Genomic DNA, 23,084 nt, shown 5'->3' with positions numbered 1-23,084 from the left:
GTCAGGCGCCCATCTTGACCGGGATGATGGCGGCGGGGATCTCGTCGGCGAAGGCGGCGTAGCGGTAGACGGAGTATCCGGCGGTCAGGTCGTAGATTCCGGTGTCCTGCAGGGAGGCCACGGGAGTGGCGTAGGTGCGTAGGGCCTGGCGGTTGTAGAAGGCTCCGACTACGCCCTCCCCCATGGCGGAGGTGAGGTAGCGGTTGGTGACCACCTTGAGGCCGTCCAGGCTGATGTACTTTCCGGCGGCGGATACGGTGCCGATCTGGTTGGCGCCGGTGCTGGAGGCGACGGCGAGGATGGGGCGCCCGTCGGTGCCGGTCATGCCTGCCAGGGCCTCGAAGGCGGCGCGGGTGAGTACCAGGCCGTCGCAGGTCATGGCGATGTCCTCGTAGGCCTCTGATCCGTCCAGGAGGAGGGCCAGGACGCTCCTCCAGTCCAGGGCGGCGGCTGCCTTGGTGGTGGTGATGGTCTGCTCACTGGCGCGGGTGGAGACGACGGACTCAAAGAAGGTCGCAAAGTTGGTGGCCAGGTCGCGGCCTGCCTCGATGGCCAGGCCCCGGAGGGTCAGGTCGAGGATGTTGGAGCGTGAGCGCTGGACGGTCTGCATTGACAGGACGGAGGCGCCACCATAGGTGGCGATCTTGGCGGTGTCGGTCTCGGTGGAGATGGTGCCAGTGGGCAGGGTGTCGCCTTCCTTGGCCTGCTTGGAGACCTTGAGGCTGTTGGACTTCAGGCGCGCGAACTCGATGGTGTTGCCCTCGCTCGGCAGGGTCCCTGTGGCAAACAGGGAGGCCAGCGGGTTCGCGTTGTCGATGAGTCGCGTGAGGTCGCTGATGAATGTCGGTTCCTCGTAGCGGGCGTCGTCGGCAGTGGTGGTGTCCACGGCGCGGCCGACGAAGGGTGCCAGGGCGGTGCGGGCAGCCTCGCGTGCCTCGCTGTCCTCCTTGGCGGCGGCGGCCTTGATCAGCGCACCGGCGGAGCGGGTCTCACGGGCGGGGGTTGGCTCAGCGGTGGCGGTGGCCTCCAGGAGGGACAGGCGGCGGGCGAGGGTGTCGAGGGCCTGGATGTTGTCGTCCATGGCGCGCTCGATGGTCTCGATGCTCTGGGAGAGGTCGGACATGGGGGTTCCCTTCGGGTCAGTGTGGTGGCGGACGTTGGTGATCTGTGCGCCCTCGTAGGCGGGCACGGGCACGAGGCTGATCTCGCGCAGGTCGATGCGGGTCTGTGTGCGCAAGGTGGTGCCGTCGTCGTCGGTGTCGTCCCACTCGCGCTCGTAGAAGCCGATGGAGGCGCTCCTGATGGCGCCGTCGCGGGCGAGGGTGTAGGCGTCGCGTCCTAGGGCGGTGTCGGAGACGGTGGCCTCAAAGCGCAGGGCGTCGGCGTCCTCCCACAGGCGGGTGACCACGCCGATGGGCTCACCGTGCCGGTAGAACAGGCTGACAGGGGCGGCGGTGTCTACGGCGCCGGGGGCGATCTGCTCGCGGTAGCCGGGGATGATGGTGGTGGGCTCGGACAGGGGCACGGCTACGCCCTCGATGACATGGGCAGCAGTGCCCACGTCATCGGTAGTGGCGTGGCGGGTGGTCAGTGAGACGGGGACGTCGCGGCGGATGAGGGTCATGGCTGCTCCTGGAGTGGTGGGCGGTCTTCGAGGGCGCGTACCTCGTCGATGGTGAGGAAGCGGTTTGCGAGGCCGATGGCGTAGGAGTCGTAGCGGCTCTTGGTGTCTGATCGCAGGAGGCCGTCCAGGTTGAAGCGGACGGACTGGCCGCGCACGGTGTGGCTGGTGAGGGCTTCCTCTAGGGGGCGTAGGTAGGCCATGAGGGTGAAGCGGGTGAAGGCGATCCAGTCCTGCTCGATATTGGAGTAGGTCATGGAGCCGCCGTCTGGGGCGGCGAGCATGAGGGTGGAGGGGATGCCGAACAGGCGGGCGACCTGGAGGGTGTCGAACTGTCGTGCTTCCAGCCACTGGGCATCTTCTGGGGTGATTGCCACGGGCTTGAAGTCGTAGCCCTTGGAGGTCACGCGCACGCGGCTGGGGTTGTCGCCGGGTAGGGCCTTGGCTCCGTCCGGGGTGAGGCCGTTCCACAGGTTGCGGGCCTTGAGGGCGTCCTCGAAGGTGGCGCCGGCGGGGCCGGTGAGGATGCCGGAGGGCAGGCCGGTGCCGGTGAACCACTGTGTGGCGTAGTCGCGCGTGTGGTGGGCGCCTTCGAGCTCGGAGCGGGCGGCCTGGATGGGGCCCAGGCCTAGGGGCTCGGAGGGGCGGGCGGGCTGGAGGTGGGCGTGCAGGACGTCGTAGGAGGTCAGGGTGCGGCCTTCGGCCCCGAAGCGCAGGGCGTGGGTGGTGGGGTTGACGCTGACGAATACGCGGGCGGGGTCCAGGGGTCGCAGGGCGAGGATGGTGCCGTCCGTGTCGCGCTCGATGAGGGCGTAGGCGTTGCCGTGGAGGGCGAGGGAGGCGACCATGTGGGTCTTCCACTCCCCCGGTGTCATGCGGGGGTCTGGCTGGGCGACGTGTGCCGGCGGGGTGATGGTGGCGCCGGCCCGGCGGACGGTGATGGGCAGTTGCGCGGCGGCGGTGGTCAGGACCTGGACGGCTCGGTAGACGGCGACGAGGGAGCGTGGGTCCCCCATGGGGCGGGTGGGTGGCTGGATGCCCTCGTGGCGCTGGGACAGGGCGATCACTGCGCGGGTGAGGTCGCTGCCCGTGTCGGCGCTGCGGGTGAGCAGCCGTGCCAGTGCCTGGAGTGATGCCATAGCGGGAGACTGCGCCCGGCTGTGGTGGGGTGGCTAGGTTTGGGGGTGGGTTGTCCTGTCTGGTACCCGGGCAGTACCCGTCTAGTCCTGAACGGCCCACGCGGGCACGGCCCACGCGTCGGCGGTGTGGTCAGCTCCCCACAGGGCGACGGAGGCGGCGATCAGGGCGGCGATAGGGGCGGTTGACTTGTCGCGGTCCAGGCGCTCGACGGCGTTGGTGGTGCGCATGGCAGCGTTGGCTACCGCCATGCGCAAGGCCGTGGAGCCGTCATGTCGTAGGGCACCGGTCTCGGTGACGGCAGCCAGGAGGTTGCCGTCCGCCACGCCTCTCTCGGTCATGGTCAGCGTGGTCAGGCGGTCGGTGTCCAGGATATCGGTCAGGTGGTCGGTGATACGGCGGGTGGGTCCGCCGTCGTCGGCGTACAGGTGGGCGCCGGGCCAGCGGCGGGCGAGCATGGCCAGGTAGGGGGTCAGCCACGCCGTGCCGGGGCGCTGGGCCAGGACCTTGACGTGAGGGGTGAGTGTCAGGAGGTCGCGCCACGCGGACACGACGGCGGCGCACTCCCCACCTCCAGCGACCTCATAGGCGATCGCGCAGTCATTGAGAGAGGGCAGGGTAGGAGTCTCCTCTGCAAGGTGGTCCCAGTCCTCCAGGGCGATGATGGGGTTGTCAGCTGAGACGACGACGTTCATATACCCGCGCATCCACTCAGCGTGAGGCAGCCCCATATCGGCGCGCAATGATTCCTCACTGATGGTGTTCCCTAGGGCAGGATGAAAACCCCACCATGTATGCGGATCGTAGGGGTCAGCCCCGTCAGGCATGGAGAACTCCACATAAAGCAGTGAGTCGTCCTCGCCAGATATTCCTTGACGAATGAGTTCATTCATGAACTCGCTTTTCGCCGTACCTTTGGTTGATACCATCCATATTTGTGCTTTCTGGCGGACAGTGACCTGTGAGGGGCCGATAGCGCCTAGGAGTCCGTTTCCGAGGTCGGACGTGTACTTCCATATCTCATCTAGGGTCACTAGCGGTGGGTGGCCTCCGTGGACGGATGAGAGGGTGGGGCTGAAGCGGGTCAGGGTGGCGCCGGTCCCCATGACGGCCAGGCCCTCGGAGCCGTTGGAGTAGCGGGGGCGGAACAGGGCGCGGGAGGGTGACTCAGCCACCAGGGCCAGCAGCTCGCGCATACGGGCTCCGGCGTCCGCACCGGTCTGGGCGGTGTAGAGATGACCCTCACCGGGGTGGCACAGGAGCCGCCATATCTGAAGCGGCCCCGTTAGGAAGGTCTTACCGGACTGTCTGGGCACGGAAACAAGGATTTTCTTGTACTTGTACTCGCGTACACGACGGCCCCTGATGTCGCGGGCGGGGCGGTACTGCGTGGCGCGGTTGATGGTCATACGCTGCCAGGGCTGGAGGGAGGAGCCCAGCAGGTGGCACACGCTCGCGATCTCGCGGCCCTCGTTGTACGGGTAGGCGGGGTCCGGGCGGGGGCAGTGGCGTGGGGCGGGGAGGTGAGTAAAGCGCGGGAACCGGCCTGTCACAGGTCATCGCCTTCCGCGTCGGCGGCGATAGTGTCAGTGGCCCTAATGGCTTCCAGGGTGGCGGTGAGGATGTCCCCGCCGCCAGATTCCGCCATAGCCTCGGCCAGGGCCTGACAGACCTTGGCGGCCGCGTCGTAGAGCTTGGTACGCGCGTAGGCCTTCTCGGTGTAGTCGATGTTATCGACGTCCTCCCCCATGACCAGGGCCAGGGCGCACAGGGCAGCATATCGCGAGGACAAGACAGGATCGGTTTGTATCCGGTCCACGACTGTTTTTGTGGCCGTGAGCATAGGTCCGTCGGTGATTCGTGGCTTTTCCGCGATTTCCATTCCGGGCAGGGCCGCAATCGTCATTTCCTGTCCTCCTTCCGCTTTTTTCTTCCCGACTTTGGGGGAGAGAACACGCTGGCGCGGGGTGTTCCGTGATGCTTTTCTTCAGAAAAACTAGTGGCGGTCACGCGCGGCCCGCCGCCTCGTCCGCTCGGATGAAGTCGGCCAGGCCGTCATGCTCTGGCACAGGCACCGACGGCGTGGTGGTGGCCGGCCGGTTGCCGCGTGCGTAGTTGCAGTGACGGTGAGCAAGAGCCAGGTTGTCCACGCTCGAGCGCCCGCCCTGGGAGACGGGCACGATGTGGTCCGCGCTCTCCTCGTCCTCACCCACGTACAGGCCGCACAGGTGGCACAGGCTCCCGTCCCGCTCACGCACCTGGGCGATCAGGTCCCGGCGCTGTGCGTACGGTATCGCCTTCCACTCAGCGTGGTGGTCGGTCACCTGCCCGCTCCTGTCTGGCAGCGTGAGCGGGCCATGGTCCAGCGGCGCACGGCTGCCACGGGGTAGCGCACACGGCGGCCCAGGTAGATGAAGGGCGGGCCGTCCCCGCGTGTGCGCAGGGCAGCCAGCTCCTTCTCACTGATACTCAGCTGCGCCGCCATCTCCCTAGCCGTCCAGAACTCGCGCGGCTCGTGCTCCATCACTACACGCTCCTTGTCTTGTACAGGGATGCCATGGCCTGGGCGATGACGGCGCGGCGGGCCTGGGCCGCCTCGGCGTCGCGTGCGTAGCGGCGGGCCTGGTGGGTGGTGGTGCTGTGTGCCTGGGCCTGGGCCGCTGCCTGGCGGGCTGCTGCTATCGCCTCAGCTGACGCCGGGACCGGCTCAGGTGGAGGTGCGGGCAGAGGCTCGGGGCTAGCGGACGTGTCTGGCAGGCTCACGCGTCGGCGCGAGCGTTTGGCTGTGTCCGCTCGGTCGTGGGTGAGTTTGCGTTGGCAGGCCAGGCACAGGCGGTAGTCCTCGTGTCCGTGGATGCACGGCACCGGCACGTATGGGCGCGTGGCCGTCATGACATCTTCCTCCTTGCTCCAGCAGCGGCGGCGTCAGCCGCTGCTGCTCTGGCGGCCAGGACGGCGGGTGAGGGGTCGGGCATGGGGCGCGGGTCCTGCCAGGGCAGGGCGGCCCTGGCGGCAGGGGTGACGCGTCTGCGTGGCCCGGCCATGGCTGCGACCTTGCGCATGAGGCTGATCGGGTGAGCCGGGGTGCCGTCCCGCCCACGGGCGGGCTCGTCCGGGCAGTGAGCGCGCGAAGCGCTCCGCTTATCAGAAGGCGTTGTAAGCGTGTGAGGCCCCCCGCTTACCGGGGCCTCCCCACCCTGGGGGGTTGGGTGACCGGTGACTGTACTCTGCGAGGAGGCGGTTTGCCCTTGCGGCGCCTGCGAAATGTCGGGGCGGGGCTTGCGCGTTTTTGGCGCGATGTAGCGCAGGTGGCGCCACTTGGCCAGGTGGGCGCGCATCTTGACGCGCATGGCCGCCAGCTCCTCCGCGCACTGCTCGCGCGCGGAGTTCACGAGGTCAGCGAGGAGCTGCTTATTGATACGGAAGTAGGAGGGCACGGGCTCGCCGTGATACACCCCGCCACGCCGCCAGGTGACCAGGCCCAGGCCCTCCAGGTCGGCCAGCATCTCCCCCACCCAGTGACGCGAGCTGTAACCTGCCTTGTAGGCGATCTGTGGGACGGTGGCATACCCCTCCCCCGACCCGAAGGGCAGGGACAGCACCAGGGCGCGCAGGGTGGCGCGGGTGCCCTTACGGCCCACGTCGTTGAGCGCGCCCCACCCCCGCATCTCCAGCATGTCCACCAGCGTGCTGGTCTTCATGCGGGCCGTGGCCGTGCGCAGACGACGGCGCGGGGCACGGGCCGGGCGAGTCAGCGGCGCACTCACAGCCCCGCCCCCGCCTCCAGCCGACGCGACCGGCACGGCCACCCCTGGCCACACGTCCCGCACACGGCCACCGGATCAGGTATCCCGCCGTCAGCCCTGAGGCGGCCCATGATGTCCCCGGGGCGGTGGCCGGTATCCACGGCACGCACCAGCCCACCGGTAGGAGTGAGCACGGCGGCATGGCGGGCCCAGCGCACCTGCTCGATGCAGGAGGCAGCGTCGCCGTCGGCCAGGCCCTGGCGGGCCACGGCGTCCAGGGGCGTGCCCATAGGGCCAAGCAGCGGGTCGGTACTCACAGCAGCCTCACCCCGCCCGCACACAGACCCACAGCCACCAGCAGGAGCACGACGACAGCCACCCACCCGGCCACCGAGGGACGCAGGCCCGCACCATAGACATGGGCCAGGCCCAGGACGGCCAGGCAGGCCACGCCCCACCCGGCCATGACCATGAGGACACCAAGGAGAGTCAGCAGGAAGGTCACCATCACTGGTCCCTCCCTGCGCGCACGACCGAGCCGATGAGCCGGTCAGAGACACGCTCCAGGCGGCACGCGGCCCCGTAGGCCCACCCGGCCAGGGTCAGACGCACACCACGACGAAACACGCGCCCCACCCACGCACCGAAGCCGAATGCGGCCACGATCCACAGGGAGGCCGTCACGTCGGACCACTGAGCAATCACGCCCGCTCACCCCCGAACACGTCACGAGGCGTCGGCATCCCAGGCGCGGCGGGCGTGGTGGTGGCGATCTCGGAGGCGTCGTCCGGCACGGTGTACACGGCGGCAGTGGCACGGATCATGTACTCGATGTGGTGGGCGTCCTCCAGAGGGCACAGCACCACGGCCACCGGCTGGGTCAGGCCCTCCAGGTACAGGCACAGCCTCCCCAGGGTGTCCACACCAGCACTCACACCCGCCGGTTCCAGGGCCAGGCAGTCCTGCACCACACGAGGGTTATACACAGGCCCCCCGCTCACGCCCCCACCTCCCCGAAGGCAGGCACCTCAGCACCCAGCAGGGCCAGGCGGTCGAGGTCGTCCAACGTCCAACGACGATGGCCGTACAGACGGCCTCGGAGGGTCGAAGTCATCATGTCGAGGGCGTGGGCTAGGTCCGCCTGTGACCACTGACGTTCTTGCATGAGGTTGCGCGCGGCCCGCGTCGTCGCGGCCTGAGGCGCCGATAGTCGCTGACTCATGCGAGTGATGATGACTCATTTCGAGGACAAATCACAAGCGCGTAGTTCCTCTCGGCGTGTCGCCCCATAGATATCCAATGCGACATGACCCGTTTCGTGTCATCATTGACGCATGAGCACGATGACACTTCCGAAGCCCAAGACTGCTCCCGCGACAACAGCAGCTGAGATCGTCGCCGCGAACGTCCGCATGGCAGCGGCACGGGTGGGCTGGAACGCCTCCGACCTCTCGCGCGCAATCGGTATGGCCCGCAATGCAGTAGCGCTCAGGTGGCGCGGGGAGCGTCAGTGGCAGCTCGAGGACCTGGACATTGTCGCGGAGACGCTCGGTACGACGCCGTGGGCGCTGATGACGCCCGCGCCGGGCGATGAGTGGTGCCCCCGCCCGGACTCGAACCGGGAACCTGCGGATTAGAAGGCCGATGCTCTATCCATTGAGCTACGGAGGCGACAGGCAGCCAGGTGGCCACCTGACAGCGAAGGATAGCAAGCAGCGTCACGTGGCGGGCGCCGTCGTCCGTCACGGCGCCGGCTCCGGGCTGGAGGTCACCCGCCCTGCCCCACTCCGTCACGGTCACGCGTAGACTGCGGAGCCGTGAGCCGACAGATGACAACTTCTGACCCCTTGGTGTGGATCGACTGCGAGATGACCGGGCTCGACCTTGGTAAGGACGCGCTCATCGAGGTCGCCGTCGTCGTCACCGACTACGAGCTCAAGCCGCTGGACGAGGGAATCGACGTCCTGATCAAGCCCTCCCCCGAGGCCCTGGAGCAGATGAACGACTTCGTGCGCACGATGCACACCTCCTCCGGGCTGCTCGACGAGCTCGACGGTGGCATGACGATGGCTGAGGCGCAGCAGGTGGTCCTGGACTACGTCAAGTCCCTCGTCCCGCAGGCCGGAACCGCCCAGCTGGCTGGCAACTCCGTGGGCACCGACAAGTCCTTCCTCGTGCGCGACATGCCCGAGCTCATCAACTACCTGCACTACCGGATCGTGGACGTGTCCTCGATCAAGGAGCTGGCCAAGCGCTGGTACCCGCGCACCTACTTCCAGGCGCCGGAGAAGCACGGCGGCCACCGCGCACTGGCAGACATCCTGGAGTCCATCGACGAGCTACGCTACTACCGCGCCGTCCTCTTCCCCTCCGGCGAGGGACCGAGCTCGCAGGAGTGCAAGGCTGCGGCAGACGAGATCACGGCGCACCCGACGGCGTCTCTCGCCTGACCTCTCCTGGTCAGCGACCTCGCCTGGAGGCAGGCTGAACAAGGCCTGGCGCCGCGAACCGCATGGACCCGCCAGCGGTACCACCGTGAACGTGACACAGTGCACGGCCGACAGTTTGGTGGCGCCACCGACAAGCCGATAAAGTACCGACTCGTTGCGGCACGTTCGCAGCAGTGGTGGCTGTAGCTCAGTTGGCAGAGCGCTTGGTTGTGGTCCAGGAGGTCGCGGGTTCGAGCCCCGTCAGCCACCCCGAGAGAAACCGTTGCTATTCCAACGAAAAGTGACGGTTGTTCAACGTTGCACTGTCGACCGGTGCCAGTTTGGTGCCACTTTCGTGCGTCGTTCGCCCGGTGGGGCACCCCGTATGTCAGGACATACGCTGCTCATGGCTTCCACGGGACAGCTCACCCTCACACTCCCGACAGGCACCGCCCTGTCCACCCCGCGCAGGCGCCGCCCCACCGTGCGCCAGGTGCGGCGCAAGGACGGCTCGTGCCGCTACCAGGTGCGCCTGTCCACCTACCCCGGCGGGCCGCGCGTGCAGGAGTCCTTCCCCACCGCCGCCGCCGCCGAGTCCTTCTGCGACCTGGTCACCTCCCTGGGGGCCCCGGCGGCCCTGGCCGCCCTGGACGCCGCGGACGCCGCGACCGCCGTCCCCACGCTGCGCGCGTGGTTCGCCACCTACCTGCAGCAGGTGGCCTCCTACGCCACCCCCGGCACCGTCGACGGCTACCGGCGCGTGTTCGCCCGCTACCTCGACCGGCCCCTGGGGTCGCTGCTGCTGACCCAGGTCGAGCGCTCCACCGTGGTGGCCTGGGTGGCCTCCATGCGCGCCTCACGCGCCCCCAGGCGCAAGGGGGCCGAGCCCGCGCCCCTGTCGTGCAAGACGATCCGTGAGGCCCAGCGCCTGCTGTCCCAGGTCCTCAAGGCCGCCGTGGAGGAGGGCCTGCTGCGCACCAACCCGGCCAGGGGCGTGAAGGTGCCTGACGACGACGTCAAGGGCGAGCGAACCACCTTCCTCACCCGCGACGAGCTGGGCGTGCTCATCGAGGCCGTCGACCCCTACTGGCGTCCCCTGGTGTCCTTCCTGGCGGGCACCGGCACCAGGTTCGGGGAGGCTACCGCCGTGCAGGTGCGCGACCTGGACCTGGGCGCGAGCCCTGCGACGGTGCGTATCTGCCGGGCGTGGAAGAAGGGTGACGGCCCGGGCGGGGTGTACCTGGGCGGCACCAAGGGCGCGACCACGCGCACCGTGGCGCTGCCGGCGAACCTGGCCAGGGCGCTGGCGGTCGCGGTGGATGGTAAGGCGTCCACGGACCTGGTCTTCACTACCCGCGAGGGCGGGCGGGTGCAGTCCCAGCACTTCTCTACCCGCGTGTGGCACCCGGCCCTCAGGCGGGCGGCGGAGGCGGGGCTGACCAAGGCCCCGCGCGTGCACGACCTGCGCCACACCCACGCCTCGCTGCTGCTGGGGGCGGGCGTGCCGATCATCGCGGTACAGCGGCGCCTGGGGCACAAGTCGATCACGACGACGGTGGACACCTACGGGCACCTGACGCCGGACGCCTACGCGGCGGCCACGGACGCCGCCGAGGCGATCGTCAACGTCACCTCCCCCGCCTTCGCCTCCCCCGCCCCGTCCCCGGACCTGGGGCGGGCGACTGCGGGGCTGGCCGAGCAGATGGAGGCGCTGCGCGCCCAGCTGTCCGCCCTGTCCGGGGCGCTGGGGGCGGTGGCGGGCGGGGAGGTGGTGGACGCTGAGGTGGTCGAGGACGCCCAGGTGGCGCAGATCGGCGCCTAGCGCGCCCTCCGCAGGGTGCGCCGGTAGGCGGGCACCACCCACCTGGGTAGCCCCGTCTCGGCGGCGATCGCGCTCGGCCTACTCCTCCAGGCGCCGCTTCAGGTAGCCGCGCTCTGCGTGGTTCAGGGACGCCAGGCGCACCCTCAGCGTGGCCACGTCCACCCACAGCTCCTCGGCAGCCTCTGCCTCGCTGCGCGCCCACGCCAGGGCCTCCCCCAGCGCGTGCAGGGGGATGAGGCGGCGTGCGGCCTCGCGCTCGACGCTGGCCTCCACGGCGGGCGGCTGGCAGCCGTGGTGGCCTCGCTCGATGTGGATGGTCTCGTGGACGAGGGTGCAGCGGCGCTCGGCCTGCGTCATGTCGGCGTCCAGCCACACGTCCTGCCCGTCGGTGACGCCCAGGACGGTGGGTGGCAGGGTCCTGGTGTGCCAGACGAGCACGCCGGGGTGGGTGTCGCGCAGGTACCGCCACGGATGGAACACGAGGGCAGGCTAGCGGCGGGGTGCGACACGAACGTCAGGCAGCCCTCTTGTGCTTACGCCAGTCAGCTCGTGTGAGGTGGGAGCATCTCGTCACGTAGATCCAGGCCGTCAGGAGTCAGGAACCCTTCTGACGCCTTCACGTTGCTGCCATACACCTTCTCGACCGAGCGCACGCGAAAGTGTCTACGAGCACCTCGGCGAGGAACTCGCGGATACACGACCTCGACAATAGCGTCCAGCTCGTCTCCGACAGCGAAGCGGAGTCGCCGAGCGGCGACGTCATCCAAGAACGCCTCGTCATCGATTTCCGCAGCAAAGGCGTAGGGCGCAGAGCCGTCAGACGGCGCCATGTCAGTAAAGCGCCATGCACCTCCATCGAAGGCCACTCTCTCGACCTGGAGGCGCATCGGGATGACCTCTACCAGGTCCTTGTCCGCTTCCTCGTCCGAGAACCAGTTACGGTCCGCCGGGGTGATGGTCTCGCTTTCCTCGCCGGCGTCAAGAGTGACCGACTCGATGCCGGGCCTGGTGATAGGAGCGGAGAAATCTTTGACAGCCTTCCGGAAGGTAGGGTTTTCTGCGACATCCACAGCCTTGGCGACGGCAAGAAAGTCTTCGCCATCCTCCATGATGATCCTGTCATGGTGCTTGTCGACCTTCTCGCGCCGAGCAATCCGCCTGCCTCGTAGCCTCTTGCACAAGGCGACCGCTCCCGCAATGTAGAGCGTGAGCTTGGTTGCCTCCTCTGTGCCGTCGGCAACCATGTCGAGTGCTCGGGCGGCGGCCTCGGCATCAGGGGTGCCGAACCACTCCCAGAGGGCCTGGACGTGGCTCAGGTCAACCGAGACGCTGAGGACAGTAATGAACGATCCCCGCTCGGTGGAGAGCACGCGCACGTCGACGTCGCCCGCCTTGGGACTGATGGTGCGCGCGGCCTCGCCGACCATCTTGGAGTAGCCGATGAGGGCCTGCCCGAACTCGGCGGCGCGCATCGTCCCACCTTCCACGGCAAGGCCGTGGAAGGTGAAGGAGGCGCGTTCGGTGTAGGTCCTGGTCGGCACCCTCTGAGCATCCCAGATGTCTCCGACAGTATCGAGCGGCTGCTGAGCCGGATCGCTCACTGCCCCCCCTCGTCCTCGTCGTCCCTGACCTGTGTCTCCTCGCCGACCTGGTCCCACTGGTGTGTGGCTTCCCACTCGGGGCGGTGGCTGACCTGGCGGGCTGCTGCTAGGTCGACGGGTGGTGGGGGTGGCGGGGGGAAGGCGAGGACGTCGGCGCCGTCGCTGGTGGGGGCGGGGGCGGTGGGGGTTCTGATGGAGTCGTCGGAGGTGCGTAGCGCAAGTACGTACCCCATCTGCCCATTGAGGGCATCCTCAAGGAATCTCTCGACACCTTCATTGCTGAGAACGTCTGCGATCAACTCAACGTCATCGAGAGTGAACGGCTTCTCGTCTCGCAGGCGTACCGCGACGTAGTTCTGACTCTTGCCGATGCGTCCAGCCAGCGTGTTTCCAGACACCCGCTGGACGGCCAACTGCGCCCTGACAGCAGCGGATACACACCGATGAAGCTCTGAGGTCATAGGCACAAGGGTACCCACGACACGCCGACTGTGCCCGAGAGTTGACGATCAAACCCGCTCAGGTTAAGTTAACTCACGTGAGTTCACGAGAGACGCTCACTCAGATCGCTGCTGGCCGCTTGCGAGCCGAAATGGCGTTCCGCCGCAGATCAAGCTCAGACCTTGCTTCTGCTCTTGGTCTCAGTCAGTCCTCCGCCTCTCGCCGAATGACAGGCGAAGTGAGCATGGACCTCGACGAGATCGAGACGGTCGTCAAATGGCTCGACATTCCGGTTCAGCGGCTCATCGAGGAGCAAGCCGCATAACAACACCTCCAACCACAAGTCCCCTCCGGCCCATGTCAACAGTCCGGAGGGGTGGAACACCAATCACAAGGAGTTCTCATGTCCAACTCTACCAACGCCAGACGACAGAAGAAGTCGACCTGCTGGGGTCGCCTGCGCTGCGGCCGCTGCATGGGCTTCGTCCGGACCGGGGCCGACACGTGCCGCAAGTGCGGCATGTCGCTGGGCTGGCCCGACAGGCCCGCAGCACCGCAGCCAGAACCCGAGCCGGAGCCGGACCCGAAACCGGTCCCGACGGTCCCTGCCCGACACCCCGACATCACCTACTACCTGACTCGCAACGAGGAGGTCGCCGTGCTCAGCGACGTCGCCGACCGCGCCTACTCCAACCCAAGAACCACTGTCTCCCGCACTCACGTGTCTGACCTCGCCTACCTGGTGGGACTGACGTTCGACTCCGCGATCCGTCGCGGGCTCGTGCGGCCCTCTCGCACCGAGGTGGTGCCAGCGTGAGCGTCTTCGCCACCGTCTCCGGGTACCTGCCCAGCTCGCGCTGACCACCAGAGGCAAGAACGCCCTCATCTGGTTCCAGCAGATGAGGGCAAGGAAGGAAACATCATGAATGACCTGATCCCCTTCGACTACGAGGGTACCAACTTCAGGGCACTACGAGACAGTGCCGGCGACCCCTGGTTCGTCGCAAAGGACGCCTGCGACATCCTCGGCACTGAGACCCGCGACCTGCGCAAGGTCCTCGACGAGGACGAGATCAGCAATGTGGATAGTATCCACATTGGCGGAATCTCAACAGAAAACGGCGGCCGCTCTCCCCTCGTTGTCTCCGAGGCTGGCCTGTACTCCCTCATCCTGCGCAGTCGCAAGCCCGAGGCCAGGGCCTTCAAGCGGTGGGTGACTCACGAGGTCCTGCCCGCGATCCGCCGTCACGGCGCGTACGCGACACCGGGAACGGTCGAGGCCATGCTCGCAGACCCCGACACCATGATCGCCACCCTGACCGCCCTCAAGACCGAGCGCGAGCAGCGGCAGGCACTCCAGGCACAAGCCGAGGCGGACAGACCGAAGATCCTGTTCGCTGACGCTGTCACAGCCTCACACTCCACGATCCTGATCGGAGACCTCGCCAAGCTGCTGCGCCAGAACGGCGTCGAGATCGGGGCGAACCGCCTGTTCAAGTGGATGCGCCGCAACGGCTTCCTGATTGCTCGCAAGGGCACGGATCGCAACATGCCGACCCAGCGGGCGCAGGAGATGGGCTTGTTCAGGGTCAAGGAGACCGCGATTACCCACTCCGACGGTCATGTGACCGTCTCGCGCACCCCGAAGGTGACCGGCAAGGGGCAGGCCTACTTCGTAACCCGGTTCCTGGCTGGTCGCTTCACCGTCGACGAGGAGGCCGCCGCATGACCGCCGTGGAGGCCTTTTCTTTACGCACCAGGGTCGGACGGCACGCGCGTCTGGGCCTCCTGGACGAACTGCCATGTCAAAAATCCGAGGGCCGCGCAGATGCGATCTAGCTCGTCCACAGTCATGACGCGCTCTAGTCGCAGCATGGCGGCGCAGCGCGTCACTCCGATATCTGCGTGCTCAGCTAGCCAGCGCCCCGACAGCCCTCGAGCGTCCAGAGTTTCGCGGATGATGCGACACGCCGAAGCCTGTAGGTCTCCGATGTCGAGTTTTCGCTTGTCGCTCATGGGCTGAGTGTGCCCGATTAGGGACATACTGCGCAACATGTTGACTCTGTGCCCAACAGGGCACATATAGTTGGGTGTGCCCGACAAGGAACACCCTTGAGTGAGAAAGGAGGCTGGCAATGGACCTAGCCGCCGAGATCCGAGCCGAGATGGCTCGTCAAGAGATCAGCGGGAAAGACCTCGCGCGCCGTATCGGCATGGGGCGATCCACCTTGAACCGCAAGACGGGCGGGGAATCACAAATCACCGTCCCTGACCTGGAGCGAATTGGCGCCGGTCTCTCCGTTGAGCCGTGGGAGCTGATGCGTCGCGCCTCGGAAGCCGCTGCCCACCGACATGACCAGATGAAAGCGGCGGCGTGACCGCCACAGAGAAGTGCCCCCACCTGGTTGCAGCAGGTGAGGGCGTTGAGAATGAAAGGAATCCTCATGAGCGAGGTTACCAGGGTCCCGTTCCACGGGACCGAGATCGTCACCAACGACGACGGCACCCAGATCGCGTTGAAGCCGGTGTGCGAGGCGATCGGCCTCGATGCCTACGCCCAGCAGAAGCGACTCAAACGTCAGCCATGGGCAACCACGTCCATCATGGACGCAGTTGCATCCGACGGCAAGAGCCGTGAAATGCTGACCGTCGACCGTCGTACCTTCACCATGTGGCTGGCCACCATCGACACCAGCCGCGTCAAGGACCAGGAGGCGCGCGCCCTCGTCGTCGCCTACCAGACCGAGGCCGCCGACGCCCTGGACCGCTACTTCCACGACGGCGGCGCGATCAGCCCCCGCGCCACCGAGCACCAGGTCAAGGCCCTCATCCACCAGGCCCAGATGCAGATGGAGCTGTGCCAGGCCGCCAAGGGGCTGATCGACGCCGACCACCTGCAGGCCAAGGCCCGGATCATCCTGGCCCGAGGCATGGGTGAGGCCCCGCAGATCGACCCGCAGTCAAGGCCCTTGTACACGCAGGACTTCCTGCGCTCCAAGAACCTGTCGCGCAGCAAGCTGCGCAGCGTCGTTGGGAACTTCGGCAAGGCCGTCAAGGCCGCCTACGTCGCGGAGAACGGCGTCGAGCCCAACGACTACATGCTGGAGGTCGGCAACGGCCAGGTCCGTCCGGCCAAGGCGTACACGGAGGCCGACCGCCCGCTGATGGAGCGCGTGTGGACCGAGAAGTTCGCCGCGAAGCTCGGGGGTGCCCGATGACCTACCCGCTCGCGAGCATCGACCTGCCGGCCGCCCCCTTCGGGCAGGAGCACATCGCAACGATGACCGTCAACGGCTGCGCATGGGAGATCCACTGGCCCTTCACTGACAGTGACGACGGGGCCAGGGTCGGCTTCCTCAGCGTCAGGGACGAGGGCGAGGAGAAGTTCCGTATCCACCTCCCAGATGAGGTCGTGATCGATACAGCAGCTCCGTGGTTTTCCATGCGAACCGTCATCGCCTGCGCCGCCTATGAACTGCTCAGTAACTACAGCTTCGCGCAGGGCGGGCAGGTCTGGCACGCGCACTCCTCCACGGGCAGGCGGGGTGACTCATGACCGCCCCGTCTCACGCACACCCGCCCGCTCCCCTGGCGGCCCTGTGGCGGGCACTGACCACACCCAGGCACACGCCCCGGCACAGGAAGGAGGGCTGATGATGAGCGTCAACGACCCCATGTCCTGGACCGAGCGCCACGGCTTCACCGGTTCCGCTGAGCGCACGCAGACCGGCCTCAGCCTGTTGAGCACAGCCGGCGTCCTACGAGACCAGGCTGCTCTGCTGGAGGCCTGCCACCAGGGTGACCTGGGGCAGGTGGCGGGCGTCGTCACCCGCCACCTGCGTGAGGTCCTAGCCTTCCTGGACGGGCTGTACCGTGACGAGGGCTCCGCCTTCAGGCACAGAGACAGCAACTTCCCCGACGGTGGTGCGCATCGTGACGACGCCGGGCGTACTGAACAGGTTCGCGACGTCAAGTGCACTGCGTGCGTCCTTGGTGGGTGCGTAACCGATCTTGCTGGCAGAGCTGACCGTGTAGCCCTGCCTGTTGACGGTGACGAAGAGCTTCTCCATGTCTCCTCCTCGGTAGGTGGCGTCGAGCAGGACGCTGTGACGCCGTCGTCAGGTAGTGGTGCCGGCGAGCCTACCGAGGAGGCCCCCTCCCCTACCGGCTGCCACCTGTACGCGCTGACGGGCTCGTGCCGCCGCTGCCAGGCGGGAGGTGCGTCATGAACGTCGTGGAGCAGACGCTCACGACCGTGCAGGTCGCCCAGGTCCTGTCCTGCTCACGGCAGCGGGTGGAGTCCCTGTGCCGGTCCGGCGTGCTGGCGGCGGTGCAGATGGAGCCCGGCGGCCCCTACCGCATCCGCCCGCAGGCGCTGGCGGAGTACGTGGCGGCCCAGGAGGCTGCCGTGGCCGCGAGGGCCGCGCAGCGTGCTGCCGTGGCTGAGCGTGACCTGTCGGCTGCGCGTGTGCGCGACATGGTCGCCACCGGTCAGGTGGAGGCCCCCAGGCGCGTCAGCTCCTCGCCGCACCGCCGCAGGCGCCTGTACAGGAGGCCCGCATGAAGTGCCTCGGGCTCCTGATCTTTCTTGCCTCTGGCCTGGCTGGGTGCCTGGCCGCTGTCCTGGGTGGGGTGTCGAACCCTGCCTGCCTGGTGGGGGCGGGGGCGGGGCTGGCCCTCATGTGGCTGGCCGACCTGCCCGCCACTGACATCACTGACTCACTGACTGACTCTGACTCACAGAAAGGGGCTCACCGATGAGCCGACCCGAAACCATCACCGACCTGCCCGTCAAGGACCGCATCGCGCCGGTCGTCACGATCCACGCCACGGACGTCGCCGCGCTCGACGGCGAGGCGCTGCGCTCCCTGTCCGACGTCAGGGCGATGCTCGACTCCACCTGCTGGCTCAAGCCCTGGCCCGGCGAGGACGGTGGCACGGTCTTCAGGCGCCTGATGACCCCCGCTGAGGAGAGGGACGTCCTGTCCGATGCGCAGGACCGCTGGGACTGGCGCCAGGGCTGGTACGAGCGCGCCGCCGCCGGCGAGGTCGTGGATGGCTGGATCCGCTACTTCGTGGACCGTCACGCCCGGGCCGAGGGGCTGGACCCGATCGACTGGGACGCCCTGGACGCCGCCGAGGCCGCTGAGGGCGGTGAGGTGCGGTGAGCGTGAGGGTAGAGAACCAGGCGGAGCTGGACGCGGCCCTCGCTGGCAGCAAGCAGATCATCCTCATCCACTCTCCCGCCGGTAAGGAGGTGCACGTGGATGACACCCGTGGGAAGGACGTGCGGGCCTGCGGGAAGACCGTAGTCTTCGCGTCCGGGACCGCCAGGGTCACCGCACGCGACTCGGCCAAGGTCATCGCACGCGAGGAGGCCACGGTCAAGGCGTTCGACTCGACCACGGTCTCCGTGGGCGGGCACGCCATGGCCACCGCGTGCGACTCGACCACGGTCATCGCTTACGGCTTCGCCCTGGTCGAGGCGTTCGACTCGGCCACGGTCAACGCGTCCGGCCTCGCGGAGGTCCTGGCGCACGCCTCCTCCACGGTCACCGTGTCCGAGGCCGTCACGGTCTCCGCGTCCGGGCACGCCACGGTCACCGCGTCCGGGACCGCCAGGGTCGTCGCACGCGAGGAGGCCACGGTCGTCGCGTCCGAGCGCGCCACGGCCAAGGCACGCGAGTCGGCCACGGTCAAGGCTTACGGCTTGGCCACGGTCGAGGCGTCCGGGAACGCCAGGGTCGTCGCACACAACTCGGCCAAGGTCATCGCGTCCGAGCGCGCCGCGGTCAAGGCGTTCGACTCCACCACGGTCACCGCTTACAGCTTCTCCCTGGTCGAGGCGTTCGACTCCGCCACGGTCAACGCACACGACTCGGCCACGGTCCAGGCGGGCGGCTCGGCCACGGTCACCGCACGCGAGAAGGCCACGGTCAGGGCGGGGTCCCACGTGGCTGTCCACCAGCACAGCAGCGACTGCGACGTCAGCGGCGGGGTGGTCATCGACCACACCGGCGCCACCGGCCTCACGCCCCGCCAGTGGTGCGACTACGTGCTCGCCGACGTCCGTGACGGCCAGGCCACCCTCTACAAGGCCCTGCCACCGGACCTGACCAGCGGCAGGGGCTACAGGCACGAGACCGTGTGGCCCACGGCCGGTGCCGTGGCCTGCCCCGACTGGGACGCCACGCCCGCGTGCGGGGGCGGGCTGCACCTGTCCCCCACACCGTCCCACGCCCTGACGTTCCTGGGCGAGGAGGAGCAGGAGGGGGCGCGGTTCCTGGAGTGCCGTGCGCCCCTGGACGACCTGGTGCCGGTCCCCGGCAAGGGGGAGCCGAAGGCGAAGGCTGCCAGGGTGGTCGTGGTGCGTGAGGTCGACGTCCACGGCCAGCCGGTGGGGGGTGGGGACCAGTGAGCCGGGCACGCGCCGCCGCCGAGGCCGTCGTCGCCGTGGTCCTGCTGGTCGCCCTGTGGCCGGTGGTGGCCGTGTGCGCCGCCACGGCCGGCCTGTCGCTGGCGTGGGACGAGTACACCGAGCGCCGCCGCGTGCGCCGTGAGCGGGCCGCCCTGGCCGCCAGGTGGGGTGAGGTGTCATGACATCTGAGAGGTGGAGGTCGCGGGCGCTGTCCCTGCTGGCCGGGCGCAGGTCCGCCCAGCTGCCCGAGGACATGGTGGAGCAGTGGCTGGAGGCCATGGAGGAGCGCGGCTGGCCCACGTCCTGCACACGCGGCCACCGGTGGACGGCGCGGACCGCGCGGGTGCGTGTGCGCGACCGCAGCGACTGCGGCAAGGGCGTCACCGTCGAGCGGTCCTGCCTGGCCTGCGAGGCGCTGCGCAGGTCCGGCTCACGCCGCGAGCAGCCGGCAGCGGACCCGGTGGTCCGGGTCCACGTGCCCGGCGGCGGCCCCGCCACCATGCAGGACCAGGTCCTCATGGCCCTGGAGGCCGGCATCCGCACCAGCTCGGGGCTGCGCGAGTCGTGCGGCCTGGAGGCCGGCTCCCTCCAGTACGCGACGCGCCGGCTGCGCGAGCGCGGCCTGGTGGAGGGGTACGCCGGCGACGGCAGCATCGCCCTCACGCGGGCCGGGCGGCACCACGTGGCCACCCACACGCCGACGCCGCGCGGGCGGGTACGGCCGCCCCGCTCACAGCTGGCCGCCGCGGTGATCGCGGCAGGGTGCCACGACCGGGCCCGGCTGGCCGAGGTGATGGGCAGGCCGTCGTACGACTACATGGCGTTCCTGCGCCGCCGCGGCGTGTCCCAGGCCGCCCCTGGTGAGACGAGCGTCGACGTCGAGGCGGTGGCGGACCTGGTGTGCTGGTTCGGGTGGCCCGAGGGGCTGCCGGACGGCCTGGACCTGACCGCCCTGGAGGAGGCCGTCGAGCGCAGGCTGACCGCCTCGCGGCGGGCACGTGAGGCTGTGCGGGTGCGCGCAGAGACGCTGCGCGTGGAGGCGGAGCGTGAGCGTGAGCGCCAGCACCTGGAGGCGCAGGCGGCCGCCGACGCCAGGGCGGCGGCGGTGCGCGAGAACTGGGGCCGCCTCGCCGAGGAGACGCGGCGGAGGCGAGGGGCGGCGGGTGTGAAGCGCCCCAAGCGGCCAGCACCCTCGCGCAAGACCAGCGGGGCGGCGGCCCGCGTGCCGGCCAAGGCCCCGGTCAGGAAGCCCGCCAAGGCGCCGGTGCGGCTCGGGCCGGTCCCGCGGCGCACGCGACCGCTACCGAACGAAGGATGGAAGGAAGCAGCATGAGTGAGGACCTGACCGCGGCCGTCGTGGCGCCGGCCTGCGCCGTCTCCGGCCTGGACCCGGACGCCTGGTTCGACCTGACCGACCTGCACCCCCAGGCGGTGCGCGTGTGCCGCTCCTGCCCGCTGCGCCGCGCGTGCCTGGAGCAGGCCGCCCGCGCCGAGGCGGGCCTGGGCCACACCCACCGGTTCGGTGTCTGGGGCGGGCTGACCCCGCTCCAGAGGTACAGGCGGGACCCCTGGGTGAGGCGCGGAGCGTCGGACGCCTCCCGCAGGCAGGTCGAGGCGATGCGCGCCGCCGGGATGAGGTGGGAGCAGGTGTCGGAGGCGACCGGGGTGAGCCTGGTGACGCTGCGGAAGCTCAGGGGCGGTGGGCGGGTCAGTGCCGCCACGGCGGCCAGGATCAGCCAGGCCTACGCAAGGACGGTGACCCCGTGAACCGTGAGGACTTCGCCCTCCAGGTCGAGCTGGAGCGGCGCGACACCGCCGACCACGACGGGCACGACGAGCGCGAGGAGTGGTGGGCCGACGACGACGAGGACTACGAGCGCTGGCGCGACCAGCGCGACGAGCTGAAGGAGGGGCAGTGAGCGCTGCCGACACTGTTGACTACGTGCTGACCGGATCGAGGGCGGGCACCACCACCCGCCACGTCATGGCGGTCTCACCGGTCACCACCCGCACCCTGGGCGGCCCCGACCGCCCCAGGGTGACGGTCAGGCGCCTGTGCCAGGGGAAGGCGCTCGCTCGCGTCCCGTCGGACGTGGGGCGCGCGGACCGTGACATCGGGCTGGCTGCCAGCACGGGCCGCCTGTGCGGCACCTGCCTCTCCCGCTGGACCCAGGCCCAGGGGCACGCCGACGACACGGGCACCCCCAGCCTCCTGGACCTGGTGGAGGCGGCAGCATGAGCACCACCGTCGCGCAGCAGGCCGCAGCCATGGGACTGCACGGCCCCTCGGACTCCTTCGAGCGGGACGGGCGCAGCCGCCCGCGCGTGAGCGCTCCACGACTCGGCGAGGGCGGGCGGCCGCTCCTGGGGGAGGGCCTGGACCGCTCGGTCACGTACACGCGCTGCACCACGTTCGTGTCCGCCCTGTCCGACTCCCACGCCCTCATGCTGCGAGGTCAGCGGCTCATCGTCGCCGGGCTGGCCTCCGAGCCGAGCCTGCTGGACGAGGTCACCACCACTGACGCGACCAGCGACGACGGCAAGCGTGTCCTGGACTCGGTCGCGGACCGGGCCATGGGCGCGGTAGGAGGCAACGACAGGCGTGAGCTCGGCACCGCCGTCCACGCCGCCTGCCAGGCCTGGGAGGAGGGTAAGGACCCTGGCCCGCTCCTGCCGGAGGGCATGGAGTCGACGCTGGCCGCCTACCAGGACGCGATCACCTCCGCCCGGCTGAGGGTGGTGACCGTCGAGCAGGCGGCCGTCCAGGACTCCCTGCAGGTGGCCGGGACGATGGACGCCGTCTACACCACGCCAGGCGGCACCAGCGTCGTGGCGGACATCAAGACCGGCAACGTCGAGATCGACCCCGGAAAGATCGCCATGCAGATGGCCGTGTACGCCCACTCGGTGTGGTGGGACCGGCACACCAGGCTGCGGTCCGCGCCCACCGTGCCGATCGACCAGGAGCGGGCGCTGCTCATCCACCTGCCAGCCGGTGAGGGTACCTGCACCCTGTACTGGGTGGACATCGCCCGCGGCTGGGAGGCCGTCGAGCTCGCCTGGAAGGTGCGACGCCACCGCCGCCTCAAGGCCACCGACTGGTTCACCCCCTACACCGGCGGCACCGCCGCCGCGCTGGCCGCCGGCACCACCGGGGAGGCGTCAGCGGCCCTCCTGAACGCCATCAGCCACGCCCCCACCATCCAGGCCCTGGAGGGCCTGTGGGCGGCCCACCAGGGCACCTGGCAGCCGGTGCACACCGACGCCGCCAGGGCACGAAAGACCACCCTCACGCACACCGCGTGAGGACTGGAACCACCAACACAACTCGCAAGAAAGAGACACGACCATGACAGTCAGCAACCCGTTCGCCTCAGTCCCCTCACCCACCGGCGGCTTCAAGCCCTCGGACCACGAGGGGCGGCTGGTGATCTTCGAGCCGAAGGCCGTCGAGACCGGCATCCAGACCACCTACGGGGCCAGCGACGCCGTGCGGGCCACCGTCACCGTCCTCGACGGCCCGGGCGGGGTCGAGGAGATCCCGGACGCGCTGATCTTCCCCAAGGTGCTGCAGTCCCAGCTCAGGCCCCGCATCGGCGAGGCGCTGCTGGGGCGGATCGGACGAGGCAACGCCAAGCCCGGGCAGAGCGCCCCCTGGCTGGTGCTGGAGCCGACGGAGGCCGACCTCCAGACCGGCAGCGCCTGGTTCAACCAGCACCGCGCGCCACAGGCTCAGACGCCGCAGACGTCCGCCCCCGCCTCCACACCGGGCGTCCCGTTCTGACCTGACCCCTGCGGCCCGCTCGTGACCGCCCCTGCCCCACCACGTGGTTCCTTGTTCTCCTTGCGCGCGGTGGGGCGGGGAGGGC

Annotated in this window: 37 protein-coding genes and 2 tRNA genes; 21 read left to right on the top strand and 18 right to left on the bottom strand. The window is 69.0% G+C overall.

The window, feature by feature from the left end; all coding sequences use genetic code 11:
• Position 1: 1 nt before the first annotated feature.
• The 14 genes from HRL51_RS11875 to HRL51_RS03700 form a co-directional block, all read right to left on the bottom strand.
• A complete protein-coding gene (locus HRL51_RS11875) occupies positions 2 to 1,624 on the bottom strand; it encodes an HK97 family phage prohead protease (RefSeq protein ID WP_172193245.1) in 1,623 nt (540 codons plus the stop codon).
• The gene (locus HRL51_RS03765; RefSeq protein ID WP_172193246.1) at positions 1,621 to 2,760 is read right to left on the bottom strand and encodes a phage portal protein; all 1,140 of its coding nucleotides are present in this window, start codon (positions 2,758 to 2,760) and stop codon (positions 1,621 to 1,623) included. The genes HRL51_RS11875 and HRL51_RS03765 overlap by 4 nt, the downstream gene beginning before the upstream one ends.
• An 81-nt stretch (positions 2,761 to 2,841) precedes the next feature.
• Entirely contained in the window at positions 2,842 to 4,311 is a 1,470-nt protein-coding gene (locus tag HRL51_RS03760; RefSeq protein WP_172193247.1) for a terminase large subunit, read from the bottom strand.
• On the bottom strand, positions 4,308 to 4,664 hold the full coding sequence (locus HRL51_RS03755) for a hypothetical protein (RefSeq protein ID WP_172193248.1): 357 nt from the start codon (positions 4,662 to 4,664) through the stop codon (positions 4,308 to 4,310). The genes HRL51_RS03760 and HRL51_RS03755 overlap by 4 nt, the downstream gene beginning before the upstream one ends.
• Before the next feature lie 100 nt (positions 4,665 to 4,764).
• Positions 4,765 to 5,082 (bottom strand): HNH endonuclease, encoded by a 318-nt coding sequence (locus tag HRL51_RS03750; protein ID WP_218957655.1) that lies wholly within the window; start codon positions 5,080 to 5,082, stop codon positions 4,765 to 4,767.
• A complete protein-coding gene (locus tag HRL51_RS03745) occupies positions 5,079 to 5,282 on the bottom strand; it encodes a helix-turn-helix domain-containing protein (RefSeq protein ID WP_172193281.1) in 204 nt (67 codons plus the stop codon). Before HRL51_RS03745 ends, HRL51_RS03750 begins: the two co-directional genes overlap by 4 nt.
• 2 nt (positions 5,283 to 5,284) lie before the next feature.
• Positions 5,285 to 5,650: a hypothetical protein gene (locus HRL51_RS03740; protein ID WP_172193249.1), complete on the bottom strand. Its 366-nt coding sequence runs from the start codon at positions 5,648 to 5,650 to the stop codon at positions 5,285 to 5,287.
• Positions 5,647 to 6,525 (bottom strand): hypothetical protein, encoded by an 879-nt coding sequence (locus tag HRL51_RS03735; protein WP_172193251.1) that lies wholly within the window; start codon positions 6,523 to 6,525, stop codon positions 5,647 to 5,649. The genes HRL51_RS03740 and HRL51_RS03735 overlap by 4 nt, the downstream gene beginning before the upstream one ends.
• Entirely contained in the window at positions 6,522 to 6,821 is a 300-nt protein-coding gene (locus HRL51_RS03730; protein WP_172193253.1) for a hypothetical protein, read from the bottom strand. Before HRL51_RS03730 ends, HRL51_RS03735 begins: the two co-directional genes overlap by 4 nt.
• Complete coding sequence (locus HRL51_RS03725; RefSeq protein WP_172193255.1) at positions 6,818 to 7,015, bottom strand: hypothetical protein; 198 nt, start codon at positions 7,013 to 7,015, stop codon at positions 6,818 to 6,820. The genes HRL51_RS03730 and HRL51_RS03725 overlap by 4 nt, the downstream gene beginning before the upstream one ends.
• On the bottom strand, positions 7,012 to 7,209 hold the full coding sequence (locus tag HRL51_RS03720) for a hypothetical protein (RefSeq protein ID WP_172193257.1): 198 nt from the start codon (positions 7,207 to 7,209) through the stop codon (positions 7,012 to 7,014). Before HRL51_RS03720 ends, HRL51_RS03725 begins: the two co-directional genes overlap by 4 nt.
• Positions 7,206 to 7,475: a hypothetical protein gene (locus HRL51_RS03715; protein WP_218957653.1), complete on the bottom strand. Its 270-nt coding sequence runs from the start codon at positions 7,473 to 7,475 to the stop codon at positions 7,206 to 7,208. Before HRL51_RS03715 ends, HRL51_RS03720 begins: the two co-directional genes overlap by 4 nt.
• 26 nt (positions 7,476 to 7,501) lie before the next feature.
• Complete coding sequence (locus HRL51_RS03710; protein ID WP_172193261.1) at positions 7,502 to 7,726, bottom strand: helix-turn-helix domain-containing protein; 225 nt, start codon at positions 7,724 to 7,726, stop codon at positions 7,502 to 7,504.
• A 373-nt stretch (positions 7,727 to 8,099) separates the two neighbouring features.
• Positions 8,100 to 8,175: transfer RNA gene (locus HRL51_RS03700), tRNA-Arg, on the bottom strand.
• Positions 8,176 to 8,333: 158 nt separating this feature from the next.
• On the opposite strand from HRL51_RS03700, the gene orn reads away from it, so the two are divergent.
• The 3 genes from orn to HRL51_RS03685 all read left to right on the top strand — a co-directional run bounded on the left by orn (position 8,334) and on the right by HRL51_RS03685 (position 10,755).
• Complete coding sequence (orn, locus tag HRL51_RS03695; protein WP_172193263.1) at positions 8,334 to 8,954, top strand: oligoribonuclease; 621 nt, start codon at positions 8,334 to 8,336, stop codon at positions 8,952 to 8,954.
• A 176-nt stretch (positions 8,955 to 9,130) separates the two neighbouring features.
• Positions 9,131 to 9,203, top strand: a tRNA-His gene (locus HRL51_RS03690).
• A 136-nt stretch (positions 9,204 to 9,339) separates the two neighbouring features.
• Positions 9,340 to 10,755 carry a tyrosine-type recombinase/integrase gene (locus tag HRL51_RS03685; protein ID WP_172193265.1) on the top strand — a complete coding sequence of 472 codons (1,416 nt, stop codon included), beginning with the start codon at positions 9,340 to 9,342 and terminating at the stop codon, positions 10,753 to 10,755.
• 78 nt (positions 10,756 to 10,833) lie between these two features.
• Here the strand turns inward: HRL51_RS03685 and HRL51_RS03680 are convergent, their stop codons facing one another.
• From HRL51_RS03680 to HRL51_RS03670, 3 genes are all read right to left on the bottom strand, one after another.
• A complete protein-coding gene (locus HRL51_RS03680) occupies positions 10,834 to 11,235 on the bottom strand; it encodes an ImmA/IrrE family metallo-endopeptidase (protein ID WP_172193584.1) in 402 nt (133 codons plus the stop codon).
• A gap of 62 nt (positions 11,236 to 11,297) precedes the next feature.
• Positions 11,298 to 12,356: an LAPAL motif-containing putative phage structural protein gene (locus HRL51_RS03675; RefSeq protein WP_172193585.1), complete on the bottom strand. Its 1,059-nt coding sequence runs from the start codon at positions 12,354 to 12,356 to the stop codon at positions 11,298 to 11,300.
• Positions 12,353 to 12,817: a hypothetical protein gene (locus tag HRL51_RS03670; RefSeq protein ID WP_194256544.1), complete on the bottom strand. Its 465-nt coding sequence runs from the start codon at positions 12,815 to 12,817 to the stop codon at positions 12,353 to 12,355. The genes HRL51_RS03675 and HRL51_RS03670 overlap by 4 nt, the downstream gene beginning before the upstream one ends.
• 77 nt (positions 12,818 to 12,894) lie before the next feature.
• Here HRL51_RS03670 and HRL51_RS11990 point away from each other — a divergent pair, with 77 nt between their 5' ends.
• From HRL51_RS11990 to HRL51_RS03655, 3 genes are all read left to right on the top strand, one after another.
• Positions 12,895 to 13,122, top strand: coding sequence for a helix-turn-helix domain-containing protein (locus HRL51_RS11990; protein WP_172193577.1), 228 nt, complete (start codon positions 12,895 to 12,897; stop codon positions 13,120 to 13,122).
• Between the two features lie 78 nt (positions 13,123 to 13,200).
• Positions 13,201 to 13,614, top strand: coding sequence for a hypothetical protein (locus tag HRL51_RS03660; RefSeq protein ID WP_172193578.1), 414 nt, complete (start codon positions 13,201 to 13,203; stop codon positions 13,612 to 13,614).
• Between the two features lie 105 nt (positions 13,615 to 13,719).
• The gene (locus HRL51_RS03655) at positions 13,720 to 14,526 is read left to right on the top strand and encodes a phage antirepressor (protein WP_172193579.1); all 807 of its coding nucleotides are present in this window, start codon (positions 13,720 to 13,722) and stop codon (positions 14,524 to 14,526) included.
• A 20-nt stretch (positions 14,527 to 14,546) separates the two neighbouring features.
• On the opposite strand, the gene HRL51_RS03650 is transcribed toward HRL51_RS03655, so the two are convergent.
• Positions 14,547 to 14,813: a helix-turn-helix domain-containing protein gene (locus HRL51_RS03650; protein ID WP_172193580.1), complete on the bottom strand. Its 267-nt coding sequence runs from the start codon at positions 14,811 to 14,813 to the stop codon at positions 14,547 to 14,549.
• 119 nt (positions 14,814 to 14,932) lie between these two features.
• On the opposite strand from HRL51_RS03650, the gene HRL51_RS03645 reads away from it, so the two are divergent.
• From HRL51_RS03645 to HRL51_RS03575, 15 genes are all read left to right on the top strand, one after another.
• Positions 14,933 to 15,175, top strand: coding sequence for a helix-turn-helix domain-containing protein (locus tag HRL51_RS03645; RefSeq protein ID WP_172193581.1), 243 nt, complete (start codon positions 14,933 to 14,935; stop codon positions 15,173 to 15,175).
• A gap of 66 nt (positions 15,176 to 15,241) precedes the next feature.
• The gene (locus HRL51_RS03640; protein ID WP_218957652.1) at positions 15,242 to 16,015 is read left to right on the top strand and encodes a phage antirepressor N-terminal domain-containing protein; all 774 of its coding nucleotides are present in this window, start codon (positions 15,242 to 15,244) and stop codon (positions 16,013 to 16,015) included.
• On the top strand, positions 16,012 to 16,353 hold the full coding sequence (locus HRL51_RS03635) for a hypothetical protein (protein WP_194256542.1): 342 nt from the start codon (positions 16,012 to 16,014) through the stop codon (positions 16,351 to 16,353). Before HRL51_RS03640 ends, HRL51_RS03635 begins: the two co-directional genes overlap by 4 nt.
• 97 nt (positions 16,354 to 16,450) lie before the next feature.
• Entirely contained in the window at positions 16,451 to 17,026 is a 576-nt protein-coding gene (locus HRL51_RS03630; protein ID WP_172121014.1) for a hypothetical protein, read from the top strand.
• Entirely contained in the window at positions 17,023 to 17,361 is a 339-nt protein-coding gene (locus HRL51_RS03625) for a helix-turn-helix domain-containing protein (RefSeq protein ID WP_172121013.1), read from the top strand. The genes HRL51_RS03630 and HRL51_RS03625 overlap by 4 nt, the downstream gene beginning before the upstream one ends.
• Positions 17,358 to 17,558 (top strand): hypothetical protein, encoded by a 201-nt coding sequence (locus HRL51_RS03620; RefSeq protein ID WP_172121012.1) that lies wholly within the window; start codon positions 17,358 to 17,360, stop codon positions 17,556 to 17,558. Before HRL51_RS03625 ends, HRL51_RS03620 begins: the two co-directional genes overlap by 4 nt.
• Complete coding sequence (locus tag HRL51_RS03615) at positions 17,555 to 17,965, top strand: DUF7432 family protein (protein WP_172193583.1); 411 nt, start codon at positions 17,555 to 17,557, stop codon at positions 17,963 to 17,965. Before HRL51_RS03620 ends, HRL51_RS03615 begins: the two co-directional genes overlap by 4 nt.
• Positions 17,966 to 17,967: 2 nt before the next feature.
• Entirely contained in the window at positions 17,968 to 19,215 is a 1,248-nt protein-coding gene (locus HRL51_RS03610; RefSeq protein WP_172193582.1) for a hypothetical protein, read from the top strand.
• Entirely contained in the window at positions 19,212 to 19,397 is a 186-nt protein-coding gene (locus HRL51_RS03605) for a hypothetical protein (RefSeq protein ID WP_172121364.1), read from the top strand. The genes HRL51_RS03610 and HRL51_RS03605 overlap by 4 nt, the downstream gene beginning before the upstream one ends.
• Positions 19,394 to 20,548, top strand: a complete 1,155-nt coding sequence (locus HRL51_RS03600; protein WP_172193567.1) for a hypothetical protein — start codon at positions 19,394 to 19,396, stop codon at positions 20,546 to 20,548. Before HRL51_RS03605 ends, HRL51_RS03600 begins: the two co-directional genes overlap by 4 nt.
• Positions 20,545 to 20,982 carry a WhiB family transcriptional regulator gene (locus tag HRL51_RS03595; RefSeq protein WP_172193566.1) on the top strand — a complete coding sequence of 146 codons (438 nt, stop codon included), beginning with the start codon at positions 20,545 to 20,547 and terminating at the stop codon, positions 20,980 to 20,982. The genes HRL51_RS03600 and HRL51_RS03595 overlap by 4 nt, the downstream gene beginning before the upstream one ends.
• Positions 20,979 to 21,134, top strand: coding sequence for a hypothetical protein (locus tag HRL51_RS03590; RefSeq protein ID WP_172121367.1), 156 nt, complete (start codon positions 20,979 to 20,981; stop codon positions 21,132 to 21,134). The genes HRL51_RS03595 and HRL51_RS03590 overlap by 4 nt, the downstream gene beginning before the upstream one ends.
• Complete coding sequence (locus HRL51_RS03585) at positions 21,131 to 21,454, top strand: hypothetical protein (protein WP_172193565.1); 324 nt, start codon at positions 21,131 to 21,133, stop codon at positions 21,452 to 21,454. Before HRL51_RS03590 ends, HRL51_RS03585 begins: the two co-directional genes overlap by 4 nt.
• The gene (locus HRL51_RS03580) at positions 21,451 to 22,521 is read left to right on the top strand and encodes a PD-(D/E)XK nuclease family protein (protein ID WP_172121369.1); all 1,071 of its coding nucleotides are present in this window, start codon (positions 21,451 to 21,453) and stop codon (positions 22,519 to 22,521) included. The genes HRL51_RS03585 and HRL51_RS03580 overlap by 4 nt, the downstream gene beginning before the upstream one ends.
• 43 nt (positions 22,522 to 22,564) lie before the next feature.
• Positions 22,565 to 22,999, top strand: a complete 435-nt coding sequence (locus tag HRL51_RS03575; RefSeq protein WP_172193564.1) for a hypothetical protein — start codon at positions 22,565 to 22,567, stop codon at positions 22,997 to 22,999.
• Positions 23,000 to 23,084 lie beyond the last annotated feature (85 nt).

It is taken from the genome of Actinomyces faecalis (assembly GCF_013184985.2).
GTDB lineage: Bacteria > Actinomycetota > Actinomycetes > Actinomycetales > Actinomycetaceae > Actinomyces > Actinomyces faecalis.
Note: the sequence above shows the minus strand (reverse complement) of the source record. Positions and strands in the feature narration are given on the sequence as shown.

Bases quoted from the DNA above. Each gene is read 5' to 3' on its own strand.
- HRL51_RS11875 (WP_172193245.1), bottom strand. From the start codon at position 1,624: ATGACCCTCATCCGCCGCGACGTCCCCGTCTCACTGACCACCCGCCAC.
- HRL51_RS03765 (WP_172193246.1), bottom strand. From the start codon at position 2,760: ATGGCATCACTCCAGGCACTGGCACGGCTGCTCACCCGCAGCGCCGAC.
- HRL51_RS03755 (WP_172193248.1), bottom strand. From the start codon at position 4,664: ATGACGATTGCGGCCCTGCCCGGAATGGAAATCGCGGAAAAGCCACGA.
- HRL51_RS03745 (WP_172193281.1), bottom strand. From the start codon at position 5,282: ATGGAGCACGAGCCGCGCGAGTTCTGGACGGCTAGGGAGATGGCGGCG.
- HRL51_RS03740 (WP_172193249.1), bottom strand. From the start codon at position 5,650: ATGACGGCCACGCGCCCATACGTGCCGGTGCCGTGCATCCACGGACAC.
- HRL51_RS03710 (WP_172193261.1), bottom strand. From the start codon at position 7,726: ATGAGTCAGCGACTATCGGCGCCTCAGGCCGCGACGACGCGGGCCGCG.
- orn (WP_172193263.1), top strand. From the start codon at position 8,334: ATGACAACTTCTGACCCCTTGGTGTGGATCGACTGCGAGATGACCGGG.
- HRL51_RS03685 (WP_172193265.1), top strand. From the start codon at position 9,340: ATGGCTTCCACGGGACAGCTCACCCTCACACTCCCGACAGGCACCGCC.
- HRL51_RS03670 (WP_194256544.1), bottom strand. From the start codon at position 12,817: ATGACCTCAGAGCTTCATCGGTGTGTATCCGCTGCTGTCAGGGCGCAG.
- HRL51_RS03660 (WP_172193578.1), top strand. From the start codon at position 13,201: ATGTCCAACTCTACCAACGCCAGACGACAGAAGAAGTCGACCTGCTGG.
- HRL51_RS03655 (WP_172193579.1), top strand. From the start codon at position 13,720: ATGAATGACCTGATCCCCTTCGACTACGAGGGTACCAACTTCAGGGCA.
- HRL51_RS03650 (WP_172193580.1), bottom strand. From the start codon at position 14,813: ATGAGCGACAAGCGAAAACTCGACATCGGAGACCTACAGGCTTCGGCG.
- HRL51_RS03645 (WP_172193581.1), top strand. From the start codon at position 14,933: ATGGACCTAGCCGCCGAGATCCGAGCCGAGATGGCTCGTCAAGAGATC.
- HRL51_RS03640 (WP_218957652.1), top strand. From the start codon at position 15,242: ATGAGCGAGGTTACCAGGGTCCCGTTCCACGGGACCGAGATCGTCACC.
- HRL51_RS03635 (WP_194256542.1), top strand. From the start codon at position 16,012: ATGACCTACCCGCTCGCGAGCATCGACCTGCCGGCCGCCCCCTTCGGG.
- HRL51_RS03630 (WP_172121014.1), top strand. From the start codon at position 16,451: ATGATGAGCGTCAACGACCCCATGTCCTGGACCGAGCGCCACGGCTTC.
- HRL51_RS03625 (WP_172121013.1), top strand. From the start codon at position 17,023: ATGAACGTCGTGGAGCAGACGCTCACGACCGTGCAGGTCGCCCAGGTC.
- HRL51_RS03620 (WP_172121012.1), top strand. From the start codon at position 17,358: ATGAAGTGCCTCGGGCTCCTGATCTTTCTTGCCTCTGGCCTGGCTGGG.
- HRL51_RS03615 (WP_172193583.1), top strand. From the start codon at position 17,555: ATGAGCCGACCCGAAACCATCACCGACCTGCCCGTCAAGGACCGCATC.
- HRL51_RS03600 (WP_172193567.1), top strand. From the start codon at position 19,394: ATGACATCTGAGAGGTGGAGGTCGCGGGCGCTGTCCCTGCTGGCCGGG.
- HRL51_RS03595 (WP_172193566.1), top strand. From the start codon at position 20,545: ATGAGTGAGGACCTGACCGCGGCCGTCGTGGCGCCGGCCTGCGCCGTC.
- HRL51_RS03580 (WP_172121369.1), top strand. From the start codon at position 21,451: ATGAGCACCACCGTCGCGCAGCAGGCCGCAGCCATGGGACTGCACGGC.
- HRL51_RS03575 (WP_172193564.1), top strand. From the start codon at position 22,565: ATGACAGTCAGCAACCCGTTCGCCTCAGTCCCCTCACCCACCGGCGGC.